The organism is Paenibacillus sp. LPE1-1-1.1 (assembly GCF_040676435.1).
In the GTDB taxonomy this organism is placed as follows: Bacteria; Bacillota; Bacilli; order Paenibacillales; family Paenibacillaceae; genus Pristimantibacillus.
In genome coordinates this window covers 1,264,338-1,290,146 of the sequence record NZ_JBEGHY010000001.1, presented here as the reverse complement: position 1 = coordinate 1,290,146, position 25,809 = coordinate 1,264,338, and the positions used below count along the sequence as shown (strand labels likewise).

Here is a 25,809-nt window from a genome sequence, read left to right as displayed (position 1 = left end):
ATCTCACAGCAGGCCGTTGACAAAGGTGCAAGCCGGTGTCAACGGTTTTTTTTGCATGTCGAGAAAGCGCTTATGAGTAAGTCTGTAATCCAATAGATCAGACGATTTGTCTTGGCGTATAAAGTCACGGAATCGCCGGACGAAGAGATGTTATATCGATGTTTACGAAGATGAAGATCTGGGGCTTGTCATAGCATTTCCTGAGGGATGGCGTAACGGTGACGCTTGGAAGCAGTTAACCGTATAACTGGAGAATTGCGGACGAACTCACAAATGAAAGTTCATAATCTAAACAAAGTCTAATAGGCCGTTCAGTGTCCCTCCTATATACTTAATCACGAGAGATCTCTTACGCGTTATATGAAAGTTACAAAATGAAAATGATTTAGAAAGCGCATACAAAGGAATGGGGGATAGTCAAATGATTCTTTCTAAGAAATTTGTTCGCAAGGCTGCGGTGAGTGCTATGGTTACGGTTATGCTTAGCTCGTTCTTGCTACCAAGCACCGGCACCTCTGCTGCAGAGGGCGCAGCATCGTCAAATCCGAACACGTCCACGTTGGTTACGGCGGACAGTGTAGACCCGTTGTACAACAAACCTGTCATCGACAAAGAGACCGATCTGATCACCCCGGTGCAGCATCATAAGGTATCGGGCCACTTTGAAGGGACGGATAAGAAATTTACCTTCTACCTCCCGCTGAAGAGTCAGTTTGAGGGACGATTCTTCCAACTTGTGTATCCGCTTCAGGACGAGAACGCTACCGATGTGAATGTCAGCTTCGGTGCGGACAGCGGAGCTTACACCGTGCAAACGAACGGCGGAGGCGGTTACCGGGTCGATGTTGCTGCGGCTAAGTTCTCTAAGACGGTTGCGGCGAAGTACTATGGCTGGTCCGGACGGATCTACGGATATATATATGGTGGCAGCGGAGGCTCTTTTCAGACTATTGGTGCCATAGAGGGTAGTGAGGGGGTATGGGATGGTGCCGTTCCTTTCATAACTGGCGTTCCAACCTCGATTCCTAATAATTTCTTCATACGGGCTTTCGCACGCTTCGTACTGGAGAAGAAGGCACAGCAGATCGGGGATGCGGTGAGCCCGGGAGGCAGCGGAAACCCATACGCCGGGCTTAATGATATGGAGAAGGCGGTACTGCTTGAGGTAACGAAACTGGGAGTACCTCTGCGGGCTTGGGAGGACTACGCTTACTTGCTCGGATTGAAGGATGCTGAAGGTTTGCTCGGTTTTCTTACCGTCCTACGTGGTATGGATTCTACCTATGTTGATGACTTCTGGAATAAGCCAGGATATCTGGGTACGGAGCAATCGGCCCTGGGAGAGCTGTTCCGTACTTCCAAGGTCGACCACACCTCCACCGTCACGAAAGTCACCAGGAATGCGCAGAACCTCACGACGAGTCTGACCCTCGATCAAGCACCCGTGGTCTCGACTCCGATGTATTGGCTCGACTATACATTGTTTGCAGCCGACGGCACGACGATGGTTGGGAAGTTGTCAGGATCATTCGATGCTGCAACGAAGGAGTTCACCATCGGGAAAGGAAACTCGGAGAACGTATTATCCGCCATTGATACAGGCGCAAAGCTTCACGGCCTGGGATCAGTTCAGAGCAGCTGACGCTACGCCGATTTATCCGCAGCGTGCCATGGAGTTTGGGCCGCTTATCTCCCGAGGCGTGACCGGTGGTGCAGCATACAATGGCGATATCCACACCAAAGTGATTATGGTCGTTAACTTGTTCGATGTCGATGCTTATCCATGGAATGCCGACTGGTATAGTGCGAGGGTAAAAGAGTCTCTCGGAGACCGCTACGATGACAACTTCCGGGTATGGTATAACGACAACGCGGATCACATCAGTCCTGCCCGTACTCCAAGACTCGTGCAGTACGATGGTCTTCTCCAGCAAGCGCTGCGGGATGTAAGCGCGTGGGCAGAGAAAGGTGTGGCTCCTGCACGCTCGACCAATTATGAAGTAGTCGACGGACAGGTAAAGGTACCGGCGAAGGCAGCGATGCGCCAAGGTATTCAACCCGTGGTGGATTTGACCGTCAACGGTACTGCGAAGATTGATATTACTGCTGGTCAGACCGTCACCTTCATCGCGCGGATTCAGGTACCACAAGGAAGCGGGAAGATTGTAGCAACCGAATGGGATTTCGCCGGAACGGGCGATTTCAAGGCATGGAAGTTCGGAGCTCCGCGGCAGACGGCCAACATTTCGATGACATTCAAATACACCAAGCCAGGGACCTACTTCCCGGCGGTTCGAGTGACTTCCCAGCGTGAAGGAGACACGAAAACGGCCTTTGCGCTGATCCAAAATCTAGGTCGAGTTCGAGTCGTCGTCCATAAAAAGATGTAACGTGTCATCTAAATTCACCTCGTCCGGACTCGATCCTAGCTGATCGGGTCCGCCTTTTTGTTCAACAACCTCAGCTTCATTTGTTTTGCTCCTGCGATGCTTGCCTTGCATTTGCTGCTCAATGGACGATAAGGTAAAGTTAGGATTTGTCAAATTTTCTTTAAGGGGACTGATGTTGCAGATGGGACTGATCAAAAGGATCGGCTCGTTACCGATCTTGCCGAAGCTTGCGTTGACTTTCCTGATGGTGCTCACACCGCTTTTCTATATTGGTCTGAAAATGGGGGAGTCCGGCTCGAATATTGTTCGGGCAGAAATCGCAAACTCGTTAGCATCGCGTACCGAATTGTACATGGACCTTCTAGACAGCGATTTCGATCGGACGATCCGACTCCTGGGTGAGTATATGTATGACGAGGATCTGATGAAGCTAAGCACATCTTCAGAAGTAATGCCCATCATCGAGCGGACCTATTCGGTTCTCCGGTTAAAAAATCGAATGGACCAGTTGAATCGAACGAGTTCTTTCGTCGAGAATGCGATGGCTTTTATTCCGGATATGAACCGGGTTGTAAGTTCCAAGGAGAACTCCATTTCCGAGCTCGACAACGAGCTGTTCCAAGCATTGTCACAACCGCAAAAAAATGTTGCGGAACCATTCCTTGTTTGGAATGGGCGAATCTTCATTAGCATGCCTTATCCGGGAGGCAACGAGCTGCCGATGTTCTTGCTCGCAGTCGAAATTTCCAGCACGCAGCTCTCCTCCAAGCTTAAGCAATTCACCCAAGAAGCTAGTTTGGCGGCATTGGTAAGCAACAATATGGAATGGGCTGTATCTGGTGAGTTCGACCGAGTATTGGGTTCGGAGTTGCCAGACCGGTTGGATACGGTAAAAGTGGATGGTACTGAGATCATTACCTTGGATCATGTCGACTATCTATTAGCCAGCAAGGAATCAGATATTCTTAATGCTAAATTAATGATGTTTGTGCCTGTCAAACAGGTTGAGAAGCCGTTAGAGCGGTACAGGAATTGGGTGTTTGCTTTATACGGTGTGTCTGTGCTCGTCATTATTGCATTCGCGTTTGGTATGTATCGAATCATCCATCGGCCGCTCAAATTGCTTGTCCGGTCGTTCCGCAGAATCGAGCAAGGGAAGTTTGATATCTCCATCGAGTATCCGTTCACCGACGAGTTTGGTTATTTGTATAAACAGTTGAATGCGATGGTGCGGGAGCTTAAACGGCTGATCCACGAGGTGTACGAGCAGGAGTACCGGGCTCGCGTGGCGGAGCTTAGGCATTTGCAATCGCAGATCAACCCGCATTTTTTGTATAACACGTTCTTCATCCTTTATAGGCTCGCGAAACAGGAGGAGAACGAAAGCATTGCGCGCTTGACGAATCATCTGGGTGAATATTTCGAGTTCATTACACGAGACGGCTCACAGGAAGTAACGCTTGCTAGTGAGGTGGCTCATGCCAAATCATATACCGATATTCAGACCATCCGTTTCTCCAATCGGATTGAAGTTCGATTCTCGGAAGTTCCGAAGGGGGCAGAGGGAATTTTAGTACCACGGCTCATTCTGCAGCCCATAATTGAGAACGCATACGAACATGCATTAGAGAAGAAAGCTAAAGGAGGCCTGCTCGAGGTAGACATTCAGATGACTTCGTCTGAGCTGCTCATCCGAGTAGAAGACTCCGGAGGAATAGCTGAGGATACATTGAACCACCTGCAAATTATGTTGAATAGTCAACAGGATGTGGCCGAGAGCACAGGTCTTATTAATGTCCACCGGCGACTCCTGATTAACTATGGTGATAAGGCAGGTTTACGTTTGAGCCGAGGAGATCTCTGCGGACTAAAGGTTATTATGGTAATACCACTAAAGGAGGAAGTTCCTAGTGCTTCGATTACTAATCGTTGATGATGAACCGATAACCACAGAAGGCTTATATGAGATGCTCTCTGAGGTACCGGATCTTGAACTGGACTTATATAAAGCTACTTCTGCAGATGAAGCGATCAGCAGGCTGTCCCGCACGAAGATGGATATCGTCTTAAGTGATATTCGAATGCCCGAGATGGACGGACTGCAGCTGCAGCAATGGATTCAGGCCAGATGGCCGCGCTGCAAGGTTATTTTCTTAACCGGAATTCGAGATATTCAGTACGCCCAGCAAGTGCTTAGGAGTGGTGGCGTTGATTATGTTCTTAAAACAGAAGGCGACGAGGCCATCGTTCGAAGTATACGCCAGGCGACTAATACGATCTTCGAGGAAATGCGCAACGAGGAGGTTTTGATTCGAGCCAAAGGTCAGCTTAAAGAAGTATTGCCAATGCTGCGTCGTGAATGGTTCTTTTCACTTCTGGAACAGGGAGAACTTGCAACCGTGAGCCATAACTCACGGTTGCAGGAGTTGGATACACGCCTTAATCAAGACATGCAAGTTATTCTTGTCTGTGGCCGTGTTGACCGTTGGAAAGAGGGTTACAGTACCTCCGACAAAACATTGTTATTATATGCTGTGCAAAATATCGCTGAGGAATACATGCAGGGAGCCATCATGCTGCCTATCATGTTAGGCGGGTCTTATTTTGTATGGTTGATTCAATCGAAGGCTCCTGAAGAAATGCCATGGGAAGAAATGGAGTCTTATGTACAGGGGACGCTCGAGAGCATTCAGTACAAATGCAAGGAGTTGCTTAGCGTCCCAGTCTCATTCATCTGTCATGAGCGGCCTCTGGCATGGAATGAAATCCCCAAAACTTATAAACTTCTGAAACAGAATCTCATCCTTGGCCTCGGAAGTGGGGAGGAGATGATTCTGCTCTTCCGGGAGCAGGATAGGGTGACTTCAGTTTCTGACGTTCCTGGGCTTCTGTTAACAAGAATTGAGAACACTTTTGAAGTGGGTCAAGAACAAATGTTTCAAGATTTGCTAAGTGAGTTGTTCCAGCGTGTGCCAAATCACTTTACCGTCTATGCTCAAGCCTATTACGCCGTAGCGGTAATCTTGCTGAACCAATGGAACAAGATGCACAGGAGCGGTCTAACGCCCGATGTAAACGCAGATCCCATGATCGGGAGGCTGCTTGACGTCAATTCGCACTTGACGAAGGAGCAAGCTCACCAGTTCCTGAGCCAGATGGGTCAAGACATTTTCCGAGAAGGGAAGCAGGAGCAGGATGAGCGGACGCATCGCATCATTCAGAAGCTTAACAAGTACATCGTGGATCATCTGAATAAGGACCTTTCGCTTGCTATACTCGCAGATGCCGTCTATTTGAACCCATCCTATCTATCGAATCTATATAAAACATTTACTGGGCGCAACATCTCAGATTACATTACAGAGCTCCGGGTCGAGAGGGCGAAGACGTTGCTCGCGGAATCACATGCGAAGGTGCAAGAGATCGCCTGTGCAGTCGGTTTCGATACGGCTGGTTACTTCACCCGGTTTTTTAAACGCCATGTCGGCGTTACGCCGCAAGAGTTCCGCAGTCGACTGACGACTGACTAAGAGATTTAGGCAAACTCCAACGTTCCCGGGAACGTTGGAGTTTGTTTTAGTATGGTATATCGCGAGTAAAAATGATGGTTATCGATAAGAATATCTTCTGTAACTGAGGCTCATTTAAAACTCACAAAGGGAGGATCAGAATCTAAACAGAGTCTCATATACCCTCTTCCTTCAATTTAATATACTAAATCTCGAGAGATCTCTTACTTATCATATCTTGGGGGGAATACAGGAATGAGACAACGGGCTGGAAAACTGGCACTATCTGCTCTACTAGGCTTAAGTTTAGTTGTAAGTGCATGTAGCTCGAATAATGCGAATGAAGAAAATAAAATGAAAAATGGTGCTGTTGAGTCAAGCAATCCTGAGGATTTGTATTTAGGAAAGTATGAAACTCCTATTGAGGTGTCGACGGTTCGCATACTCAGCCCCACTGTGAAATTCAAGGATGGCGAAACGATAGACGACAACGTGTGGTATCAGGAATATGAAAACAAGCTTGGGATTAAGCTCACCAACGAATGGACCGTTACCGGAGATGAGCCTGGCGGTCAAGGGGAGCAGAAGATGAACGTCTCTATCGCCTCAGGCAGCCTTCCGGATATCGTTCCGATCAATGCTTCGCAGCTGAGACAATTAGCGGATGCAGGCAAATTGGCGGACTTGACGGACATCTACGAGAAATATGCCAGTCCAATAACGAAGGATGTCTTGACGTCATCAGGACCTGCAGCGCTTGATTCCGCCACTTTCGACGGCAAACTGCTTGCGATCCCTGCCCCTACATCAAAGACTGACCAAGCGCCGATGATTTGGATCCGCGCCGATTGGATGAATAAGCTGGGGCTTCAGGCGCCAAAGACCATGGATGATGTGTTCAAAATCATGGATGCGTTCGTGAACCAGGATCCGGACGGCAACGGGAAAAAGGATACGTACGGCATGGCTTTGGACAAGGATCTGTACGGATTCTTCGACGGACTGGAAGGCTTCTTCAATAGCTACAACGCGTACCCGCGCCAACAAGGAAAAGGCAATTGGGTAAAAGACGGCGACGGCAGCCTCGTGTTCGGCAGCATTCAGCCGGAAGTGAAGACGGCGCTCGGCAAGCTGCAGGAGCTGTATAAGAAGGGGTATATCGACCCCGAATTCGGCGTGAAAGATTGGAACAAGGAGAAAGAGCTGGTCGTCGCAGGCAAGATCGGCTTGTGGTTCGGCAACATGCCGGCGCCGCTCGTCTTGCAGGATCTCAAGAACAACGATCCGAATGCGGATTTGAAGCCGTTCCCGCTTGTCTCTATCGACGGACAGCCTGCTAAAGCACAAGTGCCGGGGATTAATCTGAAGACGCCGCAATACCTTGCGGTGACCAAGGATGCCGAACATCCGGAAGCGCTGATTAAAATGATTAACCTGTTTTTTGAAATCTCATACGGTACATCTTATTCACAGGAAGATGCCAATCGATTGGGTACTAGCCCGGTTGACGGGATTGAGCGCTGGATGTATTCCATTTATACGGCTGAACCGGAGAAGAACCTGAATACGCATCGCATCGTGAAAGAAGTCATCAACGGCGAAAAAGAAGAATCGGTCATTACCATCGAACAGATGGGCGCCTATCGAAGTGTCAAGAAGGTTGTGAACGGTGAAAAACTGGAGACGATCGATTGGGCCTTGAACCGCGTGTTCGGTCCGGAAGAATCCTCTTTCAGCGTGATCGACAACTATGAGAAGAACGGCTTGTTGCTGCCAAGCGCCTTTGACCAGGGCATGACGAATACGATGGTGAAGCGGGACTCGACGCTGCTGAAGCAGGAGCTTCAGACATTCACCAAAATTATATTGGGCGAACCGCTCGACAGTTTCGACACATTCGTTGAGAACTGGAAGAAGCTTGGCGGGGATGAAATGACGAAAGAAGTCAACGAATTGATGAACGCCAAATAATTACAACCAGATCCGGATTCTGTCCTCTGTGAGGACAGAATCCGGCCATCTTGTTAGGAAAGGAAGTGCCGCCATGTTAAAAAAAATGACAGACAAGCGGATGGCAGTGATGGAATCCGCCGATAGAACGGGGGCCAAGCGGATTAAATGGTCCCAATTGCCCCTGCATATCATGATTCTGCCAGGTCTACTATTAATTCTTGTCTACAGTTACGGCCCTATGCTCGGTTCTATCATTGCCTTCCAGGATTTCAATCCTGCGCGCGGCATATTTGATTCTGAATGGAACGGCTTGGATAACTTCCGCTACGTTATGGATTTGCCAGGTACCTTTCAAGTCGTTTGGAATACGCTCATCATTGCCGTGATGAAGATCGTTGTCGGTTTGATCGTCCCGATCGCGGTAGCGTTGATGCTCAACGAAGTACGCAAGGAGTTATTCAAGCGTACTGTTCAGACGATGGTATATTTGCCGCATTTTTTGTCTTGGATTATTCTCGGCGGAGTTTTGATCGATATATTGTCCCCTTCGCAAGGGATCGTTAACCAAATGTTAAATTGGTTTGGGATTGACTCCATCTACTTCTTGGGCAGCAACGAATGGTTTCGCACCGTGTTGGTCGTCTCGGACGTGTGGAAGGAATTCGGGTTCAACACAATTGTATATTTAGCCGCACTGACTGGCATTAATCCTAGCCTGTACGAAGCAGCCGTCATTGACGGCGCGAATCGGTGGAAGCAGACGCTATATGTCACTCTGCCAGGTATGGCTCCAATCATAATTTTGACAGCAACGCTGGCTCTGGGACAAGTACTCAATGCTGGCTTCGATCAGGTGTTCAACTTATACAGTCCTCAGGTCTATGAAACAGGTGACATTATCGATACGTTTGTTTACCGGATAGGCATCGTTGATGCGCAGTACGGAGTAGCTACAGCCGTAGGGCTGTTTAAGTCGGTCGTTTCTCTTATTCTACTTTCGGTATCTTACATTCTAGCCTACCGTTTTGCCAACTACCGGATATTCTAAGAGAGAGGAAATGATTGATTATGGTAGAACGCTTCACACTGAGCCGCAGACTGTTTATCGGGTTTAATTACGTATTCTTGACGATTCTGTCCTTGATTTGTCTGATGCCGCTTATTCATGTCCTGGCTGTTTCGTTTAGTTCGAGTTCCGCTGCCGCCGCAGGCTATGTCAAGCTTTGGCCGGTTGATTTCACCCTGGAATCGTATAAATATGTCCTTGGGAAAGAAGAGTTTTTCCGATCCATTCTCATGACCATAAAACGCGTTAGCATCGGTTTGATCGTCAATATGGTACTCACGGTACTAGTGGCTTATCCATTGTCGAAAGAGGTTCAAAAGTTCCGCGGACGCACGATTTACGCATGGGTGTTTGTATTCACAATGCTTTTTAATGGCGGACTTATTCCTTTATATATGATGGTCAAATACACCGGAATCCTCGACAGCGTGTGGGCACTTGTCCTTCCGCAAGCTATTCCGATATTTAATATGATCTTGCTGCTTAACTTCTTTCGAGGGCTGCCAAGGGAAATGGAAGAGGCTGCCTTTATGGATGGCGCTGGCCATTGGACAACACTGTGGAAAATATTTGTACCGTTGTCCGCACCGGCTTTGGCTACCATTACGTTATTTACCATGGTCTTTCATTGGAATTCCTGGTTTGACGGGCTCATTTTCATGAATTCGCCCCAAAACTACCCGTTGCAGAGCTACCTGCAAACCGTGGTCATCCAGCAGAATTTTAGTTCCGCTAGCCTTGAGAGCATAGCAGAGTTACAAAAAATCAGTGATCGCACTTTCAAATCTGCACAGATTTTTCTCGGCTCGTTGCCGATCCTGCTTGTCTACCCGTTTCTGCAACGGTTCTTTATGAAAGGAATCGTGCTCGGAAGCGTGAAAGAGTAGCTACCTTACGGTGTGATGATTTGATCGATCCCTTCCGCGTAATCCGCGGTAGGGATATGCATTTTTACATGAAAGGAATATGAAGATGAAATATAACTCGATTAGACCGGGCCAAATTTGGTTGGATACAGAAGGCAAGCGCATTCAGGCGCACGGAGGATCCATCATTACCGTAGGAGATACCTTCTATTGGTATGGTGAAAATAAGGAGAGAACGACACCCGAAAGCGGAATCTGGCACTGGGGGGTCAAATGTTACTCTTCTCAGGATTTGTACAATTGGCAGGACGAGGGCATCATTATTCCCCCGAATGAAGAAGATACGGATTCACCGCTGCATCCGATGCAGTACATGGACAGGCCACATATCATTTTTAATGAACGAACCGGTAAATTCGTATGTTGGCTCAAAATCATGAAAAAAGGCGGGACACAAGAATCAACGGTGTTGGAAGCCGATCATATTCTTGGACCTTATATAATGGTGAAGCATGGACTTCGACCGTTGAATATGAGCGCAGGTGATTTCGACTTGGTCGTAAGCCCGGACGGCAAAGCTTATTATTATTTCGAAAGAGTGCATAGCGAATTAATCTGTGCTGACTTGACTGAAGACTTTACGGATGTTACGGGGTATTATTCCACACATTTCCCGAACATACAGCCTCCTTTCGTGCGTGAGGCGCCTGCTTACTTCTATCGGAAGGGACTGCATTACTTGTTTACGTCCGGTACGACGGGCTATCATCCCAATCCATCGGAAGTTGCCTGCGCGCAAACGTTCCATGGGCCGTGGGAGGTGTTAGATAATCCGCATCCGGACGATACTTCCTGTACTTCTTATAATTCGCAGATTACATCGGTATTTAAGCATCCGTACAAAAAAGATCTGTATATCGCCTTGGCGGATCGGTGGATCCCTAATCTTCCGCAAACGTCTGGCGATGCATTTGAAAACGGCCAACAATATCAAAAGGTGTCCGAACAATTCAATGCCGTCTTCGATCCAGGGATAGAACGTGTCATAACGGAAGAAGACCACAATGACTTGCTTGTAGATACTTCGATCGCGGATTATGTATGGCTTCCGGTACGCTTCGATGGCAAGATGGCCTACTTGGATTGGAAAGAGGAATGGAAGGTAGAAGACTATGACTAAATATCTGGATTCTTCGCTCTCGCCCGAAGTGCGCGCGAATGATTTGCTCGAAAGAATGAGTATGGAAGAGAAGATGGGACAAATCGTCGGGTATATGCCGCAGAACGAGATGCTCGAACAATTCGAGAAGGACTATCCATGCGGCGCCGGTCAAGTTTCGATGTTGTTTGCCGGCAAGCTTAGCGATAAAGAAGCGGTTGAGGAAGAAGTAACCCGGATACAAAAGATGATCATGGACCGAAGCGAGCACCGCATTCCTGCGATTTTTCATGTCGAAACGCTTACTGGTGCATTGCTGCCGGAAGCGACTAGCTTTCCGTCCGGACTTGGGCAGGCTTCATCATGGAATCCGGAACTCATGCGTGAGATGGGGAAAATAGTGGGGAGCCAATCCCGGGCAGTCGGGGCTTCGCATGCATTTGCTCCGGTGTTGGATATTTCGCGCGATTCGCGGTTCGGACGTCAGGGCGAAACCTATGGGGAAGATCCGGCTTTGGCATCGGCTATGGGAGCGGCCTATGTTTCGGGGCTGCAGAACGATGGCAACGTGCAAGAAGCAGTTCTGGCTTGCGCGAAGCACTTCCTGGGTTATCATGCGACGCAGGGAGGCATACACGCCGCAACGACGCCAATTCCCCCAAGATTGCTGAGAGAAGTATATGCCAAGCCGTTCCAAGCAGCAATTACCAACGCAAGGCTGAAATCCGTCATGAATACCTATAGCTCAATTGACGGGGAATCCGTCGCAGGTTCCTATAAAATTCTCACGGAGCTCTTGCGGGGAGAAATGGGCTTCGAAGGTATGGTCGTGTCGGACTACACCTCGATTGCCGAGCAGCATACGAGGCTTATGCTGTGCGAGAATAAAACAGACGCCGGAGAACGTTCTCTGCAAGCAGGTATGGACATCGAGTTGCCCTCCAAGGATTGCTATAACGATGAACTGATGCTGCGAATCATGAACGGCGACGTCGAAGCGGAGGTTCTCGACCGGGCCGTCAGAAACGTATTGACCGCCAAATTTGAATTGGGCCTCTTCGAAAATCCGTTCCCGAAATCAAAAGCCGATATGGATTCAATCTATGGAGACCCCGGGAACAAGCAGATCGGATTGGAAGCGGCACGACAATCGATGATTCTGTTGAAAAATAACGGCGTGCTCCCTATGAAACGGATGAAACAGAAGATCGCCGTGATCGGTCAGCTTGCAGCTTCTACAAGAGCGTTGTTCGGTGGCTATACCTTTGCCACGCTAGCCGAAAATATGCTGGGGATCGGGAATACGATGGCGGGCGTCGACTTTGAGAAAATCTCGAATCTCAGCAAAGACGAGTTCGGTGCTGGCTGTGATCACTTTACCTATCCTGGCAGTCAAGTGAAGATCGAACTACCCGAGGTCGAGGAGCTTATGAGGAAGTGCTATCCAGGGGCTCTTAATCTGTTGGAGCAGATTACGCTGGATATCCCAGAAGCCGAAGTGACCTATACCTATGGATTTGCCTACGCGGGAAATGATACTTCCAAGCATGACGAGGCATTAGCAGCCGCGGCAGACGCCGATCTCGTCCTTTTGGCATTAGGCGGGAAGCATGGTTGGGGAACGTCCTGTACAACAGGGGAAGGAATCGATGCGACCAACATTCATTTGCCGGAGTGCCAGGAAAGCTTCATCCGTAAGTTGGCTGACTTGAATAAACCAACGGTCGCTGTTCATTTCGACGGAAGACCCATCTCGAGTGACATGGCAGATCAACACCTGGATGCCATTCTTGAAGCTTGGAATCCGGGGCAATACGGAGCGAAAGCGATTACCGACGTGCTGTTTGGCGATTATAATCCAACAGGCAAATTGCCGGTTTCGGTAGCTTACAACGCGGGACAGATCCCGGTTTTCTATAATCATGACAACGGTTCTAGCTACCACGTTGGAACCATCAACGAGTTCTCAAGTTATGTGGATTGTCCGCGTGAGCCTCGGTACTATTTCGGGCATGGACTTTCTTATACGAATTATGCTTACTCGGACTTGCGGATTGAGAAAGAATCCTATGAGCCGGATGAGCCACTGATTGTCCATATTGATGTTACGAACACGGGAGAGGTCTTCGGGGAAGAAGTGGTTCAGCTTTACATTCGTGATCCCTATGCAAGCATGGTCCGTCCTGTCATGGAATTGGCCGGATTTGTCAGAGTGCCCTTAGAACCGAAGGAAACGAAAACGGTCCAATTCACGATGCGCCTGAGCCAATTTGCCTTTCTGGATGCCGACATGAGATGGAAAATCGAGGCAGGGGAAATGGAAGTCATGATCGGCGCAGCCTCGAACGACATTCGCGCCAAAGGAAGCTTCCGCATCAGCTCATCTAATAACATTGACGGCAAGACAAGGGGGTTTTATGCGGATGCAGCACTCAAGTGAAAATATGGGATTGTCTTTTCAAGTTCCGGATCTGAAGCGGGTCCGGCTTCTGATCAACACCGATGCCAAGAACGAAGCGGATGACCAATATGCGATCGTTCATGCTTTGCTCACCCCGATGTTCATGAACAAGGGGATCATCGCCGCGCATTTCGGCACAGGGCGGACAACGGAATCCATGGAAGAAAGCTATGCCGAGTCGAAATTCGTTGCGCAATTAATGGGAGAAGCAGGAAACGTTCCGATCTATAAAGGAGCCCCTCATGCTTTGCCGGACGAGGAAACGCCAGTTGTCTCGGAAGGCGCCGAAGCGATTATCCGAGAAGCGCTTAAGGACGATCCGAACCGTCTATTCGTCGTTTTCCTTGGGCCATTAACCGACTTGGCCTCGGCATATCTCATGGAGCCTCGAATCGCGGACCGATTGACGGCGATTTGGATCGGCGGCGGGCCTTATCCGAACGGAAGATCGGAATTCAACCTGAGCAATGATATCCACGCGGCAAACGTGGTCATGAGCTCCCCAATCCCTCTCTGGCAGGTACCGCAAAATGTGTACGGGACGATGCGCGTCAGCCTGGCGGAGTTGGAGAGCAGGGTAAAGCCTCACGGTGAGATTGGAAAGTATCTGTTTGAGCAGCTCGTTCAATTCAACAGTGATCCAGCGAACGTGTGGCCGCGGGGTGAGACCTGGGGGCTCGGAGATTCCCCAGCCGTAAGTCTCATTCTCGATGATCTTGAGTACACGAACGGTTATGATACGATCCCTGCTCCGCGAATCACCTCAGACATGCATTATATCCACCATCAAAAGGAACGGATGATCAGGGTTTACCGTCAAGTCGATGTTAGATTTACGTTGGAAGATATGTACGCCAAGCTGGAATTGTTCGCTAGGAGGCCGTAACGAGGCTGACGAGAGACGAAATTCAAATGGGTGATCTTTTGTTCTGAAGATCCACAATCGCATTCGGTTGTGGATTTCTCTTCATTATGGAACATCTAACAGCCATTTTTATTTTGACTGGTTCGAATATAAGCCGCAATGACATAAAGGAGCGACGATCAGAATGACCTATTTTACAGTTTCCAACCTTCGGGTGAATTATAGAAAGAATCCATTGGGAATAGACGATTATCGTCCACGGCTAAGTTGGGAGATGATTTCGGAAAGGAGAGGCTTTGTCCAAACCGCGTATCAAATTGAGGTAGCGAAAGCGCCCGATTTTAGAACCGATATGGTATGGGACTCAGGAAAGATGGAATCGGGCCGCACTGTTCACATTGCATACGCCGGTCCTGAATTGAAATCTCGCATGCGTTATTATTTCCGGGTTCGCGCATGGGACGATCAAGGGATAGTATCGGGATGGAGCGAGCCTTCGTACTGGGAGACGGCATTGTTATCCGCCGAGGAGTGGCAGGCAAGCTGGATTACGGCCCCTTTGTATCTTGAAAGTACAGATCAATGTGACTACTTACGCTCGGACTTCAAAATAACCGGCCAAATCGTTTCCGCGCGGGTATATGCGACATCTCTTGGCTTGTATCGACTATTCGTGAACGGTGTGCCGGCCGATGATACGCTGTTTAATCCCGGTTGGACAAGCTACACGAAGCGCCTTCAATATCAGACGTACGATGTGACAGCGTTGATCTCCCAGGGGGCAAACACAATCGGCTGTATGCTAGGAAACGGGTGGTATAAAGGGTACCTGGCATGGGAGGGGGATAAGGAGTTCTTCGGAACGGAACGCGCCGCATTGATCCAGTTGCACGTAACGCTGGACGACGGTTCGGAAATCGTCATCGTCTCGGATGGCAGTTGGCGTACATCGTCAGGACCGCTCCTCATGTCAGAGCTCTATCATGGCGAACATTATGATGCCAGACTTGAGATGGACGGATGGGCCTCACCGGTGTTTGCCGCTGAACATTGGGAAAGGGCAATCGTTCATGACGCCCCGGCTTCTGAGTTGATCGCCCAGGAGAACGAGCCTGCCAAGGTCATTGAAATCCTTAAGCCTAAAACCGTTATTACGACACCGCAAGGTGACACCGTACTGGACATGGGCCAGAACATGGTTGGCTGGATGAGATTTACCGTAAGCGCCGAAGCCGGGACCGTTATTACGCTGCAGCATGCGGAGGTCTTGGATCACGACGGGAATTTCTATATGGGCAATCTTCGATCCGCAAAGCAAACCGTAACCTACATCTGTCGAGGCGGAGAAACAGAATCGTATGAGCCTTATTTCTCATTCCAGGGCTTTCGCTATGTGAAAGTTACTGGTGTCTCGACTAATCAGCTCTTGGAACAGTTCGTTGGCTGTGTCATTCATACCGATCTGGAGCAAACCGGAAGTTTCCGTTGCTCGGATGAATTAGTCAATCAGCTGCAGCAAAACATCTTATGGGGACAGAGAGGGAATTTCCTGGATATCCCGACCGATTGTCCGCAGCGGGATGAACGATTAGGCTGGACGGGAGACGCGCAAGTCTTTATTCGTACCGCTGCCTATAACATGAATGTGGTTCCTTTCTTCGAGAAATGGCTCAAGGATCTGGCTGCTGACCAGGAATCGGACGGCAGAGTGCCGCATGTCATTCCCGATGTACCGGCTGCGGGTTATGGATCTTCCGCCTGGGGGGATGCCGCCGTCATCTGTCCGTGGACGCTGTATGAATGCTATGGAGATGTCCGCGTGCTGGAAAACCAATATCCGAGCATGAGGGCTTGGGTTGAATATATGCGGGCGCAAGGCGACGACGAATACCTGTGGAACACCGGCTTCCACTTCGGCGACTGGCTTGGTCTGGATGCCAAAGAAAACAGCTACACCGGCGCGACGCCGAAGGATTTGATCGCCACCGCTTTCTACGCCTATTCGACAGAATTGTTAGCCCGAACGGCTTTCGTTCTCGAATATGCTGAAGACGCAAAGGAGTATCGCAAGCTGCATGAAGGGATCTTGTCGGCATTCCGGGCGGAGTTCGTTACGCCGAACGGGCGGGTAGCCTCGCCTACACAGACGGCATACCTCCTCGCGTTGATGTTCGATTTACTGGAGGAAAAGGACCGTCTGCGGACGGCCAAGATGCTGGCGGAGCACATTGAAGAGAATGGGACACACCTTACGACGGGGTTTGTAGGCACCCCTTATCTGAATCATGTGTTGTCGCGATTCGGTTATACGGATCTGGCGTACCGGCTGCTGCTGCAGAAGGAGTATCCGTCTTGGCTGTTCTCAGTTGTACAAGGAGCAACGACGATATGGGAGCACTGGGACGGGATCAAGCAGGACGGGTCGCTATGGAGCGATGCGATGAATTCCTACAACCATTACGCTTACGGGGCAATTGGAGACTGGCTATATCGCGTTGTCGGCGGAATCGATCTGATGGAGCCGGGCTACAAAAAAATCCGCATTCAGCCGCAGTTTGGTGAACAACTCTCATGGGCCGAAGCTTTCTACAAATCCGTTTACGGGAATATTGGCGTGTCCTGGCGGAAACAGGAAGGCAATAACGTGGAGCTCACGTTGTCCATTCCTGCAAACACGACAGCTGAAGTCATCATTCCTACCTGCGATTATGAGAGCATTTCTGAGAACGGAATGCAGTTGAAAGACATATCGGGGCTTGTGGGCTTCGAGAAAACGGCGCAAGATCATCGAATTCAACTCGGCTCGGGTCACTATTACTTTACGTTTGCGATGCCGGCAATAAGAAGCTAAATAAGCGACTGTACTTAGGGAGCATATTATGGAAGAGAATCGTAAATGGAACGCAAGCTGGATTTGGCATCAGGGTTATCCATGGACATCGGAAACGGGAGCGCACGAGATGGTGTGCTTCCGCCGCGAATTTGATGTCGCCGATCCGGATCACGCTCGGCTCATCGTCGACGTGACCGCTGATAGCCGGTATCGCTTATTCCTCAACGGCGAATCGGTCTCTGTAGGACCATGCAAGGGCGATCGGTCCACGCATTACTATGAGACAGTTGATCTGAGTGATCGTTTAATTGCAGGTACGAACGTGTTGGCGGTTCAGGTGCTGCACTATGCCCCCTCGGGACCGCATTTGTTGGGAGTTAGCGGACCCATTTCGGTTCATCGGGCCGTTAGCGGCGCCATGCTGCTTGAAGGAGAACTAATTGAAAACGGACAATCCCAACCGCTGCATTCCGACGAGAAGTGGCAGTGTAAGAAGATGCCGGGATTTAAGCTTGTGCCAAGCCCGATTATCTTATGGCTCGGCGGGTGTGAAGATACCGACGGAAGAGGGCTTGACCATGGTTGGGAGCTTCCCGGATTCACCGCTGATGGCTGGGCGAATGCGGTAATCATCTGCGAGACCGGCGAAAGCTTCGGTCAACTGACCCCGTGGCAATTGGCTCCGCGTCCGATTCCGCCGATGCGTGAGGAGCATGCTTCGTTCAAGGGCATAACGAAGGCCAACGACAGAGCAGTCCAATCGTACTATGAGGCCTTGCTGGACGGAAGACGAGCGGAAACCGTGCGCATTGAAGCAGGCGAATCGATATCTGGATGGAGATTGATGCCGGAGAGTTAGTCACCGGCTATGTGGTATTGGAAATGCGCGGCGGCAGGGAGAGCCGGATCAAGCTTCTTTACGCAGAATCCTATGAGGAGCCGACATCGAATCTGCATCACAGAGCGAAGGGCATTCGCGACGATGCCAAGAACGGGATCTTGATCGGGGAAGCCGATCATTATACCGTGGCAGGCGTGGGCAGCGGAGAAGCGGTGGATCGGTACGAGCCTTTCGAATTCCGTACCTTCCACGTGTAGTGTTAAGCCGCACGGCGAGAGCGGTAAATAATTGTTCGAGCAGTTGATCCGTTTCAATGACCCATCGTTCTCATAGATATTCGGGAAATGACGGAAGAGACCATCATCCCAAAGGCAAGTGGATAGACAAAAGCACTGTTGCCGGGCAAGGAAGGCACAACTTTGAGTAACACGCATTAAGTTTTATGAATATGGGTCTTTTATAGAAAAATCCATCCTAGTCTCGAGGTGCTGACAATGAAATATACACAGAAAGTTGAACGATGGTGTGTTTTTGAAATTGAATTGCAATCTTCAAAGGAGTTCGCAAAGCCTTTTCACGAGGTAAGGCTGCAAGCCCACTTCCAGAAAGAACAAATACAAACCAAAGTCCATGGTTTCTATGATGGAGGGTCCACTTGGAAAATCCGGTTTATGCCGGAGGAAGAAGGAACATACACCTTTCAAATCTCATCTAATCAGGATGAGTTCAACGGTTTAAATGGAGCATTTGAAAGTACGAGAGCTCTTGAAGGTAATCATGGTCCAGTTAAGGTAAATGGCAAGCATTTTAGCTTTGCCGATGGAACACCTTTCTTCGTGATGGGGACGACGGCGTATGCCTGGACTTACAGGCCCGAGGAGGTCAGGAAACAGACATTGGAATCCTTCTCCAAGTATGGCTTTAACAAGATTCGGATGCTTGTGTTCCCCAAGTACTACAAAGGTGGGGTAAATGACGTAGATATTACCTATGATCCCCCTGTCTTTCCGTTCGCGGGAAAGCCAAATGAATTTGATTTCCAAATGCTGCTACCGGAATACTTTCAAAATTACGAGGAACGTGTCATGGATTTGCTGCGGCTTGGAATCGAAGCGGATGTGATCTTATTTCACCCTTATGATTGCTGGGGCATTGATCGCGGTATGCAGCAAGAAGATGACCTGCTATATATACAATATATGATTGCGAGGTTATCGGCCTTCCGTAATGTGTGGTGGTCGCTTGCTAATGAATACGACATTATGGAAACCGAGGAAGGCAAGTTCTGTGTCGGAATGGATCGGAAGGATTGGGACTTATTCGGGTCATTTATTAAAGCCAACGACTCTCACCATCATCCCATATCTAATCATAATATCCCGCTAGGATTTATTTACCCGGATCGGGATTGGTTGACCCATGTATCCTATCAGCACCCTGATACGTATACATTGTTGCTTGAACTAAAAAATTCCTATAATAAGCCCGTCATTAATGATGAGTACCAATATGAAGGTAATATCAAGGATGACTGGGGCAACAGCGACGCTCAAACAACAGTTTTTCGCCATTGGCTCTCTGCCATGGCCGGCGGTTATGCTTCCCATGGGGAAGTGATTAAGAGCGAAGGAAACGACAAGGACCTGTTCTGGTCATACGGGGGAAAATTAGTTGGAGAAAGCGGTCCGCGGTTGAAATATATGAAGCAAATCCTCGAGTCTTGCTCTTATCAAAAAATGGAGAGAGATCCTCGAAATACGGATGGCCACCATTATTATGCCCTGCACAACGGCATTGACGAATATTTAATCTTCTGCCGATATGATTTGCCTGGCAAAAACCTCTGGTACGGACCATTCGACGGAACCGAACCCGAGTATGAAGCTACGATATACGATGTGTGGAAATGTGAAATGATGGAGAGGAAGACCGTAAAGAAAGGATATCCCTTCTCCATCCTTGAATGGACGGTCGTTCATTTAAAGAAAATTCCCTAGGAACGGGCGGCATGGAAGTTGAATGTCCAACAGCGAACACCACCTGGTGAAGGTGATGCACGGGACAGATTGGGGACGAACTTCGTTCCCAACCATCGGACGATCCGATTAGACCTAAAGTATCTGCGAAAACCCTGACAGGACAAGGCTTTAGCGGATTTAATCAGAAGAAAAAATGTACTTGGATTAAAGGAGAGATTATAAAAGACTAAACAACATCATGGAACTGTATTTATTATTGGAGCCGGTAAGATGATCACCAGGCGTTAAAGAGAGAGAATCTACTGCGAAACTAAAAGGCGAAACTGTCCGAACTTTAAAGCCAAAATAGATTTGCTGTGCAATATTGCGTGCGGCAGAGATTTGATTGGATTGGGGACGAAAACCGTGACCAATCATCATAAAAGAACTAAACGGATCGGATCCTAAGACATCGGGAATTAAGCCTTATTTAATAAGGTTTCTTCCTACATCAGCCCAATATATCCTAGCATTTCTCTATCGCTGCTAGCGATGAGGCCGTAGTGAATTAATTACATAGGGTTGTGTACACAACGTCAAAAAATTCGACAATACTGGGGAAGACCTGGAGGATTTAATCTCGATCGGCACGATTGGATTGATTAAGGCCATCGAAAGCTTCCAGACCGGCAAAGGGACGAAGCTCGCGACGTTCGCAGCTCGTTGTATCGAGAATGAAATACTTATGCATTTGAGGTCATTGAAGAAGACACGGAAGGACGTTTCGCTACATGACCCAATTGGTACGGATAAGGAAGGCAACGAGATCACGTTAATCGATATCCTCGGTACCGAGGCCGATGATATTGTTGATAAAGTGCAGCTGAAGATCGAGAAGTCGAAGATATATAAGAATCTCGACATATTGGACGACCGTGAGAAGGAAGTTGTGATTGGGCGATTCGGGCTTGAGCATGGCGGGGATGAGCGGACGCAGCGGGAGATTGCGAAGGAGCTGGGGATTAGCCGCAGCTATGTATCGCGGATTGAGAAGCGGGCGTTGATGAAGTTGTATCATGAGTTTTATAAGGCGAAGAAGTAGGTAAAGCTTGAGAATGCTAATGTCAGAGCATTCTCAAGCTTTTTTGGTGTCGACAATCATCGTCTGAACAAGGTATGAGGCAGTAATGAAAGGACTGGCGTTTTTTAACTTAAGCAGCGATCCATGTAGTAAAGGATTTGCTTCCTCCACCAGTACCAGTCATGATTGACATCGTACCCCCAAAATTCAACGCTTGCCGGGATGTGTTTCTCCTGCAGCACTTCCTTGAGCTTCTGCGTCTCCGATCGCATTAAATCTTCATGAGCGCCTTGGCCTGTGCAAATGATGATTTTGCTGTTCCTGTATTGATTCAGATAAAAAGCGTCCTCCAAGTTTCTTAAATAGTGAAGCGGTGAATGGAAATAAGCTGAAGGAGGGACCTCTTCTCCAAAAAATCGATTGGTCGAATACAAACCGCTTAAAGCAATTAAACTGTCAAAATATTGCGGGTGCCGGAAAAACATATTGGTACTGTGATAAGCCCCGAGCGAACATCCCGTCGCCAAGATCTTCTGCGTGCCTCCACCGTTGTTCTCTTTGCTTTGACGGAGAATGGAAGAAATGAGTTCATCTTTCACATAGGCATCATATTGGTCATGGAGTTTCATCTTCTCATCGGTCGTCGAGTTCTTGGCATAAAAAGTCTCTTCGTCAATACTGTCGCATGTCCAAACTTGAATTTTTCCTTGTTCAATATAACTTTCCAACGTGTTGATCATGCCGGATTCCTCATACTGATAAAACCGTCCGCAGGAGGTCGGAAAAACAAGTAAGGGCTTCCCTTGATGTCCGTATATTTTGTATTCCATGTCCCGATGCAAGTTGCCGCTATATACTTTGTGATAGGTTACTTTCATGAGAACACCTTGATTCTATTTTCCACTGCATGAATATAAGCTGTAATTTGTTTCACTTTATCAAAGTCCTTTGAACGAAATTGATACGCATAATTTCCTCTAGATTGGCTTTGCACATCCGTAATGCTGTCGTGTTTGACAATTTCATGATGATATCGCTGCATGATCTCTTCGTGCTCATGAGCGTAGGTGAGGTGGTTTTTTTTACTGGCAAACCCGGTATAATACTTACCGGCAAAAGGTCCTTCCACCTGATTGTTAACAATCATATTCGCCCATAGCTTGTAAATATCGATATCGTAAGTGAAGTTGATCGCATCCGTCATCCACGTACCCGGCGGCCTCATATTGACTTCTAACGCAATAATATTTCCATCTGCATTGGATTTAAAAAACTCGAGATGAAAAAAGCTTTCTTTGATCCCATAGGTTCGAATGATCCTTCTTCCGGATTCCTCGATTTCCTTACTTACTTCCTTTAAACCATAATAGCTGAAATGATTTCCAGAATTTACGGTATCCATGATGCTATGCGGAAATTCGTGGCTTGCTGCGAATACGATTTCTCCATCTTTGTTGACAAGACCGTCGTAGGTTAGCAAGACGCCGTCTATAAACTCTTGCATAATAAATTCGACTTCCGATGGTTTGGTATGCAAGAAATGCTCCAGCTCCGACTCGCTCGCGAGTTTGTAAGTCATGTTCGCTCCCACGCCTTGATTTGGCTTTACGACGACGGGATAGCCGATCTTCTCGATAAATTTTTTTGCCTTCACCCGATGGAATTTCGTTATGGAACGTATGGACTCGACCTCGCTTTTATTGAAAAACTTTTCCATTTTCGATTTTTGTTTTAAATTGGATATAAAATCGAGCTTCGTACCGAAAATGTTGAAATCCGTTCGAATGCGCGCGTCAAGATCCAGCCAATGCTCGTTAAGTGATTCAAAACGATCGATTTTACCATATTTATGGGTATAATAACCGACCGTGCGCAGAACCTCGTCGTAATTTTCCAGACGATTAATTTTGATGTACTCCGTAAGGGAATTTTTCAGTTTTTCGTTGAGATCGTTATAATCTGCATCGCCGATGCCAAGCACATTCACTCCGCAGTTTTTCAAGTGAAAGCAGAATTCGGTGCAGTACTTTGGGAAATTCGGCGAGAAAAAAATAAAGTTCATCCTTTTTGTCCCCCTCAGACTCCAGTTTTGCAATTTTATCCTAAAGATTCCATGATTTCAAGAAAATATATTGTAAAGATCATATGATGAGCTCCCGTTTTTATTGAATTAATGTTAAGGGCAGGAGTGTTTAACTACTGGGCGAATAATTCTTTATAGAGAAAGAGAGAACGCATCAAGAGATGCTGCAAATGTACCATAGATACAATAGATACAATAGTGAGGTGTGACTATGGAAGTTGCGACGATAAACGAATCATTAAAAATTTTGGAGATTGACCAGTGGCTGGCACCGTTTGAGGGAGACTTGCGGCTACGGATGTCGGAATTTGAGCGGACGAAAAATCGGCTGTTGAGTGGTGAAAATCAGACACTTTCGGATTTTGCGAATGGCTACAAATATTTCGGTTTTCATCAGGACGGCGACAGCTGGACTTTCCGTGAATGGGCGCCGAATGCGGAGATGATGTATCTGGTCGGCGATTTCAACGGCTGGAATGGGCTTTCGCACGAGATGACGCGGCTGAATGGCGGTGTTTGGGAGCTGCGCATGCCGGGCAGCCTACCAATCGGCTCTAAGGTTAAGGTTCAACTGATCGTGGATGGTGAGCCGCTCTATCGCGTGCCGAGTTACATCAGCTACGCCATACAAAATGATAATTATCAATTTGATGGTGTGATTATGCAGCCAACCTATCAGTTCAAAAATGCCGCGCCCGACCTGTCAACTGAAGCGCCGCTGATTTATGAGGCGCACATTGGTATCTCTTCAGAGGAGCATAAGATCAATAGCTACGAGGAATTTACGCGCGACGTGCTGCCGCGGATCAAGGCGGCTGGCTACAACACCATCCAGCTGATGGCGATTATGGAGCATCCGCTCTACGCGAGCTTCGGCTATCAGGTATCAAATTTCTATGCAATCAGCTCCCGTTTTGGAACGCCTGACGAACTGATGGAATTGATCGACACAGCGCACGGGCTGGGGCTGCGTGTCCTATTAGACGTCGTCCATTCGCACGCGGTGAAAAATGTGGGCGAAGGACTGAATTTATTTGACGGCACGACGTCGCAATATTTCCACGAGGGCGATCGCGGAGAGCACGAGGCTTGGAACACAAAGCTTTTTAACTATGGCAAGGACGAGGTCATTCATTTTCTGCTATCGAATCTGAAATTTTGGCTTGAAGTTTATCATTTTGACGGCTTCCGCTTTGACGGCGTGACGAGTATGCTTTACCACCATCATGGGCTCGGGACGGGCTTTGACAGCTATGAGAAATATTTCTCAATGGATAAGGACATCGAGGCAATCGTCTATCTGATGCTCGCAAATGAGCTGATCCGCGAGGTCAATCCATCAGCGCTGACGATTGCTGAAGATATGTCTGCGATGCCAGGTATGGCGCTCCCGCTGGCTGATGGTGGCATTGGATTTGACTATCGTCTGTCCATGGGCATTCCTGACTACTGGATCAAGCAGCTCAAGACGAAATCGGATGATCAGCTGAACCTGATGGGGCTTTGGTGGGAGCTGACGACGCGGCGGCCAGGAGAGAAAAATATCGGCTATGCGGAAAGTCACGATCAGGCGCTTGTCGGCGACAAGACGCTCATGATGTGGCTCGCGGATGCTGAGCTCTACTATTCGATGGATGTTCATTCGCAGTCGCTGATTATTGACCGTGCGATCGCGCTGCATAAAGTTTTGCGGATTGTCACTTTTTCGCTTGCAGGCGAGGGCTATTTGAACTTTATGGGCAATGAATTTGGCCATCCTGAATGGCTCGATTTTCCGCGCGAGGGTAATGGCGACTCGTTTGACCATGCGCGGCGGCAATGGTCGCTTGCGACCAATCCAGAGCTTCGCTTTCAGTATTTGCTCGATTTTGACAATGCGATGATTGCGCTGGAGCACGATTCAAAATTTTTACAGAAGACCGCAAGCCTGCAACAGAAGTGGATTCAAAACGACGATAAATTGCTAGCCTACCAGAAGGGCGATTTGCTCTTTGCTTTCAATTTCCATCCGACGGACACGAAATTTGTCAGTTTTGACTCAACGCCTGTTGAACTGATTTTTGATACGGACGACGCGCGTTTTGGCGGTTTTGGACCGCGCTCGCAGTTCAAATGGGCGGCTGGTAAGCTCGAATTACAGCTCGCTAGCCGTACGGCGATGGTGTTTATGGTGATGTATCAGTTGTAAAACTCAAATTACATTGGGTTGTGTTCATAACGTCAAAAAATTCGACAATACCGGTGAGGATCTCGAGGATCTGATCTCGATCGGGACAATCGGACTGATTAAAGCAATCGAGAGCTTCCAAACCGGCAAAGGCACGAAGCTCGCGACGTTCGCGGCTCGTTGTATCGAGAATGAAATACTTATGCATCTGCGGTCTTTGAAGAAGACTCGGAAAGACGTTTCTTTGCATGATCCGATCGGTACGGATAAGGAAGGTAACGAGATTACCTTAATTGATATCCTCGGCACCGAGGCGGATGATATCGTCGATAAAGTGCAGCTGAAGATTGAGAAGAGCAAAATATATAAGAATCTAGACATACTCGATGACCGCGAGAAGGAAGTTGTGATCGGCCGCTTTGGGCTTGAGCATGGTGGGGATGAGCGGACGCAGCGGGAGATTGCGAAGGAGCTTGGGATCTCGCGGAGTTATGTGTCGCGGATTGAGAAGAGGGCGTTGATGAAGCTTTATCATGAGTTTTATAAGGCGAAGAGATAAGCTGTTTGATCTATTTTT

General features: G+C 48.3%; 18 protein-coding genes and 1 pseudogene. 17 read left to right on the top strand and 2 right to left on the bottom strand.

The genetic code is table 11. From position 1 onward, the window contains the following. The first annotated feature begins 421 nt into the window (after nucleotides 1-421). The 15 genes and pseudogenes from MRBLPE1_RS05700 to sigK (MRBLPE1_RS05630) form a co-directional block, all read left to right on the top strand. Nucleotides 422-1,642 carry a hypothetical protein gene (locus tag MRBLPE1_RS05700; protein WP_364142643.1) on the top strand — a complete coding sequence of 407 codons (1,221 nt, stop codon included), beginning with the start codon at nucleotides 422-424 and terminating at the stop codon, nucleotides 1,640-1,642. Further along, nucleotides 1,533-2,390 (top strand): PKD domain-containing protein, encoded by an 858-nt coding sequence (locus MRBLPE1_RS05695; protein WP_364142640.1) that lies wholly within the window; start codon nucleotides 1,533-1,535, stop codon nucleotides 2,388-2,390. Before MRBLPE1_RS05700 ends, MRBLPE1_RS05695 begins: the two co-directional genes overlap by 110 nt. Nucleotides 2,391-2,571: 181 nt before the next feature. Beyond that, complete coding sequence (locus MRBLPE1_RS05690; protein ID WP_364142637.1) at nucleotides 2,572-4,323, top strand: sensor histidine kinase; 1,752 nt, start codon at nucleotides 2,572-2,574, stop codon at nucleotides 4,321-4,323. Continuing rightward, nucleotides 4,301-5,920 carry a response regulator transcription factor gene (locus MRBLPE1_RS05685; RefSeq protein WP_364142634.1) on the top strand — a complete coding sequence of 540 codons (1,620 nt, stop codon included), beginning with the start codon at nucleotides 4,301-4,303 and terminating at the stop codon, nucleotides 5,918-5,920. Before MRBLPE1_RS05690 ends, MRBLPE1_RS05685 begins: the two co-directional genes overlap by 23 nt. A 333-nt stretch (nucleotides 5,921-6,253) precedes the next feature. Further along, entirely contained in the window at nucleotides 6,254-7,870 is a 1,617-nt protein-coding gene (locus MRBLPE1_RS05680; protein ID WP_364142633.1) for an extracellular solute-binding protein, read from the top strand. A 73-nt stretch (nucleotides 7,871-7,943) separates the two neighbouring features. Beyond that, nucleotides 7,944-8,900 carry an ABC transporter permease gene (locus MRBLPE1_RS05675; RefSeq protein ID WP_364142630.1) on the top strand — a complete coding sequence of 319 codons (957 nt, stop codon included), beginning with the start codon at nucleotides 7,944-7,946 and terminating at the stop codon, nucleotides 8,898-8,900. Nucleotides 8,901-8,920: 20 nt separating this feature from the next. Then, on the top strand, nucleotides 8,921-9,805 hold the full coding sequence (locus MRBLPE1_RS05670; protein ID WP_364144528.1) for a carbohydrate ABC transporter permease: 885 nt from the start codon (nucleotides 8,921-8,923) through the stop codon (nucleotides 9,803-9,805). 85 nt (nucleotides 9,806-9,890) lie between these two features. Continuing rightward, nucleotides 9,891-10,964: a family 43 glycosylhydrolase gene (locus MRBLPE1_RS05665; RefSeq protein WP_364142627.1), complete on the top strand. Its 1,074-nt coding sequence runs from the start codon at nucleotides 9,891-9,893 to the stop codon at nucleotides 10,962-10,964. Beyond that, the gene (locus MRBLPE1_RS05660) at nucleotides 10,957-13,383 is read left to right on the top strand and encodes a glycoside hydrolase family 3 N-terminal domain-containing protein (RefSeq protein ID WP_364142624.1); all 2,427 of its coding nucleotides are present in this window, start codon (nucleotides 10,957-10,959) and stop codon (nucleotides 13,381-13,383) included. The genes MRBLPE1_RS05665 and MRBLPE1_RS05660 overlap by 8 nt, the downstream gene beginning before the upstream one ends. Next, nucleotides 13,367-14,290: a nucleoside hydrolase gene (locus MRBLPE1_RS05655; protein ID WP_364142621.1), complete on the top strand. Its 924-nt coding sequence runs from the start codon at nucleotides 13,367-13,369 to the stop codon at nucleotides 14,288-14,290. Before MRBLPE1_RS05660 ends, MRBLPE1_RS05655 begins: the two co-directional genes overlap by 17 nt. Nucleotides 14,291-14,453: 163 nt before the next feature. Beyond that, entirely contained in the window at nucleotides 14,454-17,120 is a 2,667-nt protein-coding gene (locus MRBLPE1_RS05650; RefSeq protein WP_364142618.1) for a glycoside hydrolase family 78 protein, read from the top strand. Nucleotides 17,121-17,148: 28 nt separating this feature from the next. Beyond that, nucleotides 17,149-17,961: an alpha-L-rhamnosidase N-terminal domain-containing protein gene (locus MRBLPE1_RS05645; protein WP_364142615.1), complete on the top strand. Its 813-nt coding sequence runs from the start codon at nucleotides 17,149-17,151 to the stop codon at nucleotides 17,959-17,961. Further along, complete coding sequence (locus MRBLPE1_RS05640) at nucleotides 17,937-18,200, top strand: hypothetical protein (protein ID WP_364142612.1); 264 nt, start codon at nucleotides 17,937-17,939, stop codon at nucleotides 18,198-18,200. The genes MRBLPE1_RS05645 and MRBLPE1_RS05640 overlap by 25 nt, the downstream gene beginning before the upstream one ends. Before the next feature lie 237 nt (nucleotides 18,201-18,437). Next, nucleotides 18,438-19,940, top strand: a complete 1,503-nt coding sequence (locus MRBLPE1_RS05635; RefSeq protein WP_364142609.1) for a DUF5060 domain-containing protein — start codon at nucleotides 18,438-18,440, stop codon at nucleotides 19,938-19,940. A gap of 550 nt (nucleotides 19,941-20,490) precedes the next feature. Further along, a pseudogene (gene sigK / locus MRBLPE1_RS05630) lies at nucleotides 20,491-21,003 on the top strand (RNA polymerase sporulation sigma factor SigK); the annotation flags it as partial. Nucleotides 21,004-21,107: 104 nt separating this feature from the next. On the opposite strand, the gene MRBLPE1_RS05625 reads toward sigK (MRBLPE1_RS05630), so the two are convergent. After that, nucleotides 21,108-21,860, bottom strand: coding sequence for an esterase family protein (locus MRBLPE1_RS05625; protein WP_364142606.1), 753 nt, complete (start codon nucleotides 21,858-21,860; stop codon nucleotides 21,108-21,110). Then, nucleotides 21,857-23,044, bottom strand: coding sequence for an ATP-grasp domain-containing protein (locus tag MRBLPE1_RS05620; RefSeq protein ID WP_364142603.1), 1,188 nt, complete (start codon nucleotides 23,042-23,044; stop codon nucleotides 21,857-21,859). Before MRBLPE1_RS05620 ends, MRBLPE1_RS05625 begins: the two co-directional genes overlap by 4 nt. Nucleotides 23,045-23,276: 232 nt before the next feature. Between MRBLPE1_RS05620 and MRBLPE1_RS05615 the strand changes: the two genes are divergently transcribed. Beyond that, nucleotides 23,277-25,253, top strand: a complete 1,977-nt coding sequence (locus tag MRBLPE1_RS05615; RefSeq protein ID WP_364142600.1) for an alpha-amylase family glycosyl hydrolase — start codon at nucleotides 23,277-23,279, stop codon at nucleotides 25,251-25,253. After that, entirely contained in the window at nucleotides 25,243-25,791 is a 549-nt protein-coding gene (sigK, locus tag MRBLPE1_RS05610) for an RNA polymerase sporulation sigma factor SigK (protein ID WP_081417215.1), read from the top strand. Before MRBLPE1_RS05615 ends, sigK (MRBLPE1_RS05610) begins: the two co-directional genes overlap by 11 nt. Nucleotides 25,792-25,809 lie beyond the last annotated feature (18 nt).

Bases quoted from the DNA above. Each gene is read 5' to 3' on its own strand.
- MRBLPE1_RS05695 (WP_364142640.1), top strand. From the start codon at position 1,533: ATGCTGCAACGAAGGAGTTCACCATCGGGAAAGGAAACTCGGAGAACG.
- MRBLPE1_RS05675 (WP_364142630.1), top strand. From the start codon at position 7,944: ATGTTAAAAAAAATGACAGACAAGCGGATGGCAGTGATGGAATCCGCC.
- MRBLPE1_RS05620 (WP_364142603.1), bottom strand. From the start codon at position 23,044: ATGAACTTTATTTTTTTCTCGCCGAATTTCCCAAAGTACTGCACCGAA.
- MRBLPE1_RS05615 (WP_364142600.1), top strand. From the start codon at position 23,277: ATGGAAGTTGCGACGATAAACGAATCATTAAAAATTTTGGAGATTGAC.
- MRBLPE1_RS05635 (WP_364142609.1), top strand. From the start codon at position 18,438: ATGAAATATACACAGAAAGTTGAACGATGGTGTGTTTTTGAAATTGAA.
- MRBLPE1_RS05680 (WP_364142633.1), top strand. From the start codon at position 6,254: ATGAAAAATGGTGCTGTTGAGTCAAGCAATCCTGAGGATTTGTATTTA.
- MRBLPE1_RS05625 (WP_364142606.1), bottom strand. From the start codon at position 21,860: ATGAAAGTAACCTATCACAAAGTATATAGCGGCAACTTGCATCGGGAC.
- MRBLPE1_RS05690 (WP_364142637.1), top strand. From the start codon at position 2,572: ATGGGACTGATCAAAAGGATCGGCTCGTTACCGATCTTGCCGAAGCTT.
- MRBLPE1_RS05650 (WP_364142618.1), top strand. From the start codon at position 14,454: ATGACCTATTTTACAGTTTCCAACCTTCGGGTGAATTATAGAAAGAAT.
- MRBLPE1_RS05645 (WP_364142615.1), top strand. From the start codon at position 17,149: ATGGAAGAGAATCGTAAATGGAACGCAAGCTGGATTTGGCATCAGGGT.
- MRBLPE1_RS05655 (WP_364142621.1), top strand. From the start codon at position 13,367: ATGCAGCACTCAAGTGAAAATATGGGATTGTCTTTTCAAGTTCCGGAT.
- MRBLPE1_RS05670 (WP_364144528.1), top strand. From the start codon at position 8,921: ATGGTAGAACGCTTCACACTGAGCCGCAGACTGTTTATCGGGTTTAAT.
- MRBLPE1_RS05665 (WP_364142627.1), top strand. From the start codon at position 9,891: ATGAAATATAACTCGATTAGACCGGGCCAAATTTGGTTGGATACAGAA.
- MRBLPE1_RS05660 (WP_364142624.1), top strand. From the start codon at position 10,957: ATGACTAAATATCTGGATTCTTCGCTCTCGCCCGAAGTGCGCGCGAAT.
- MRBLPE1_RS05700 (WP_364142643.1), top strand. From the start codon at position 422: ATGATTCTTTCTAAGAAATTTGTTCGCAAGGCTGCGGTGAGTGCTATG.
- MRBLPE1_RS05640 (WP_364142612.1), top strand. From the start codon at position 17,937: ATGGAGATTGATGCCGGAGAGTTAGTCACCGGCTATGTGGTATTGGAA.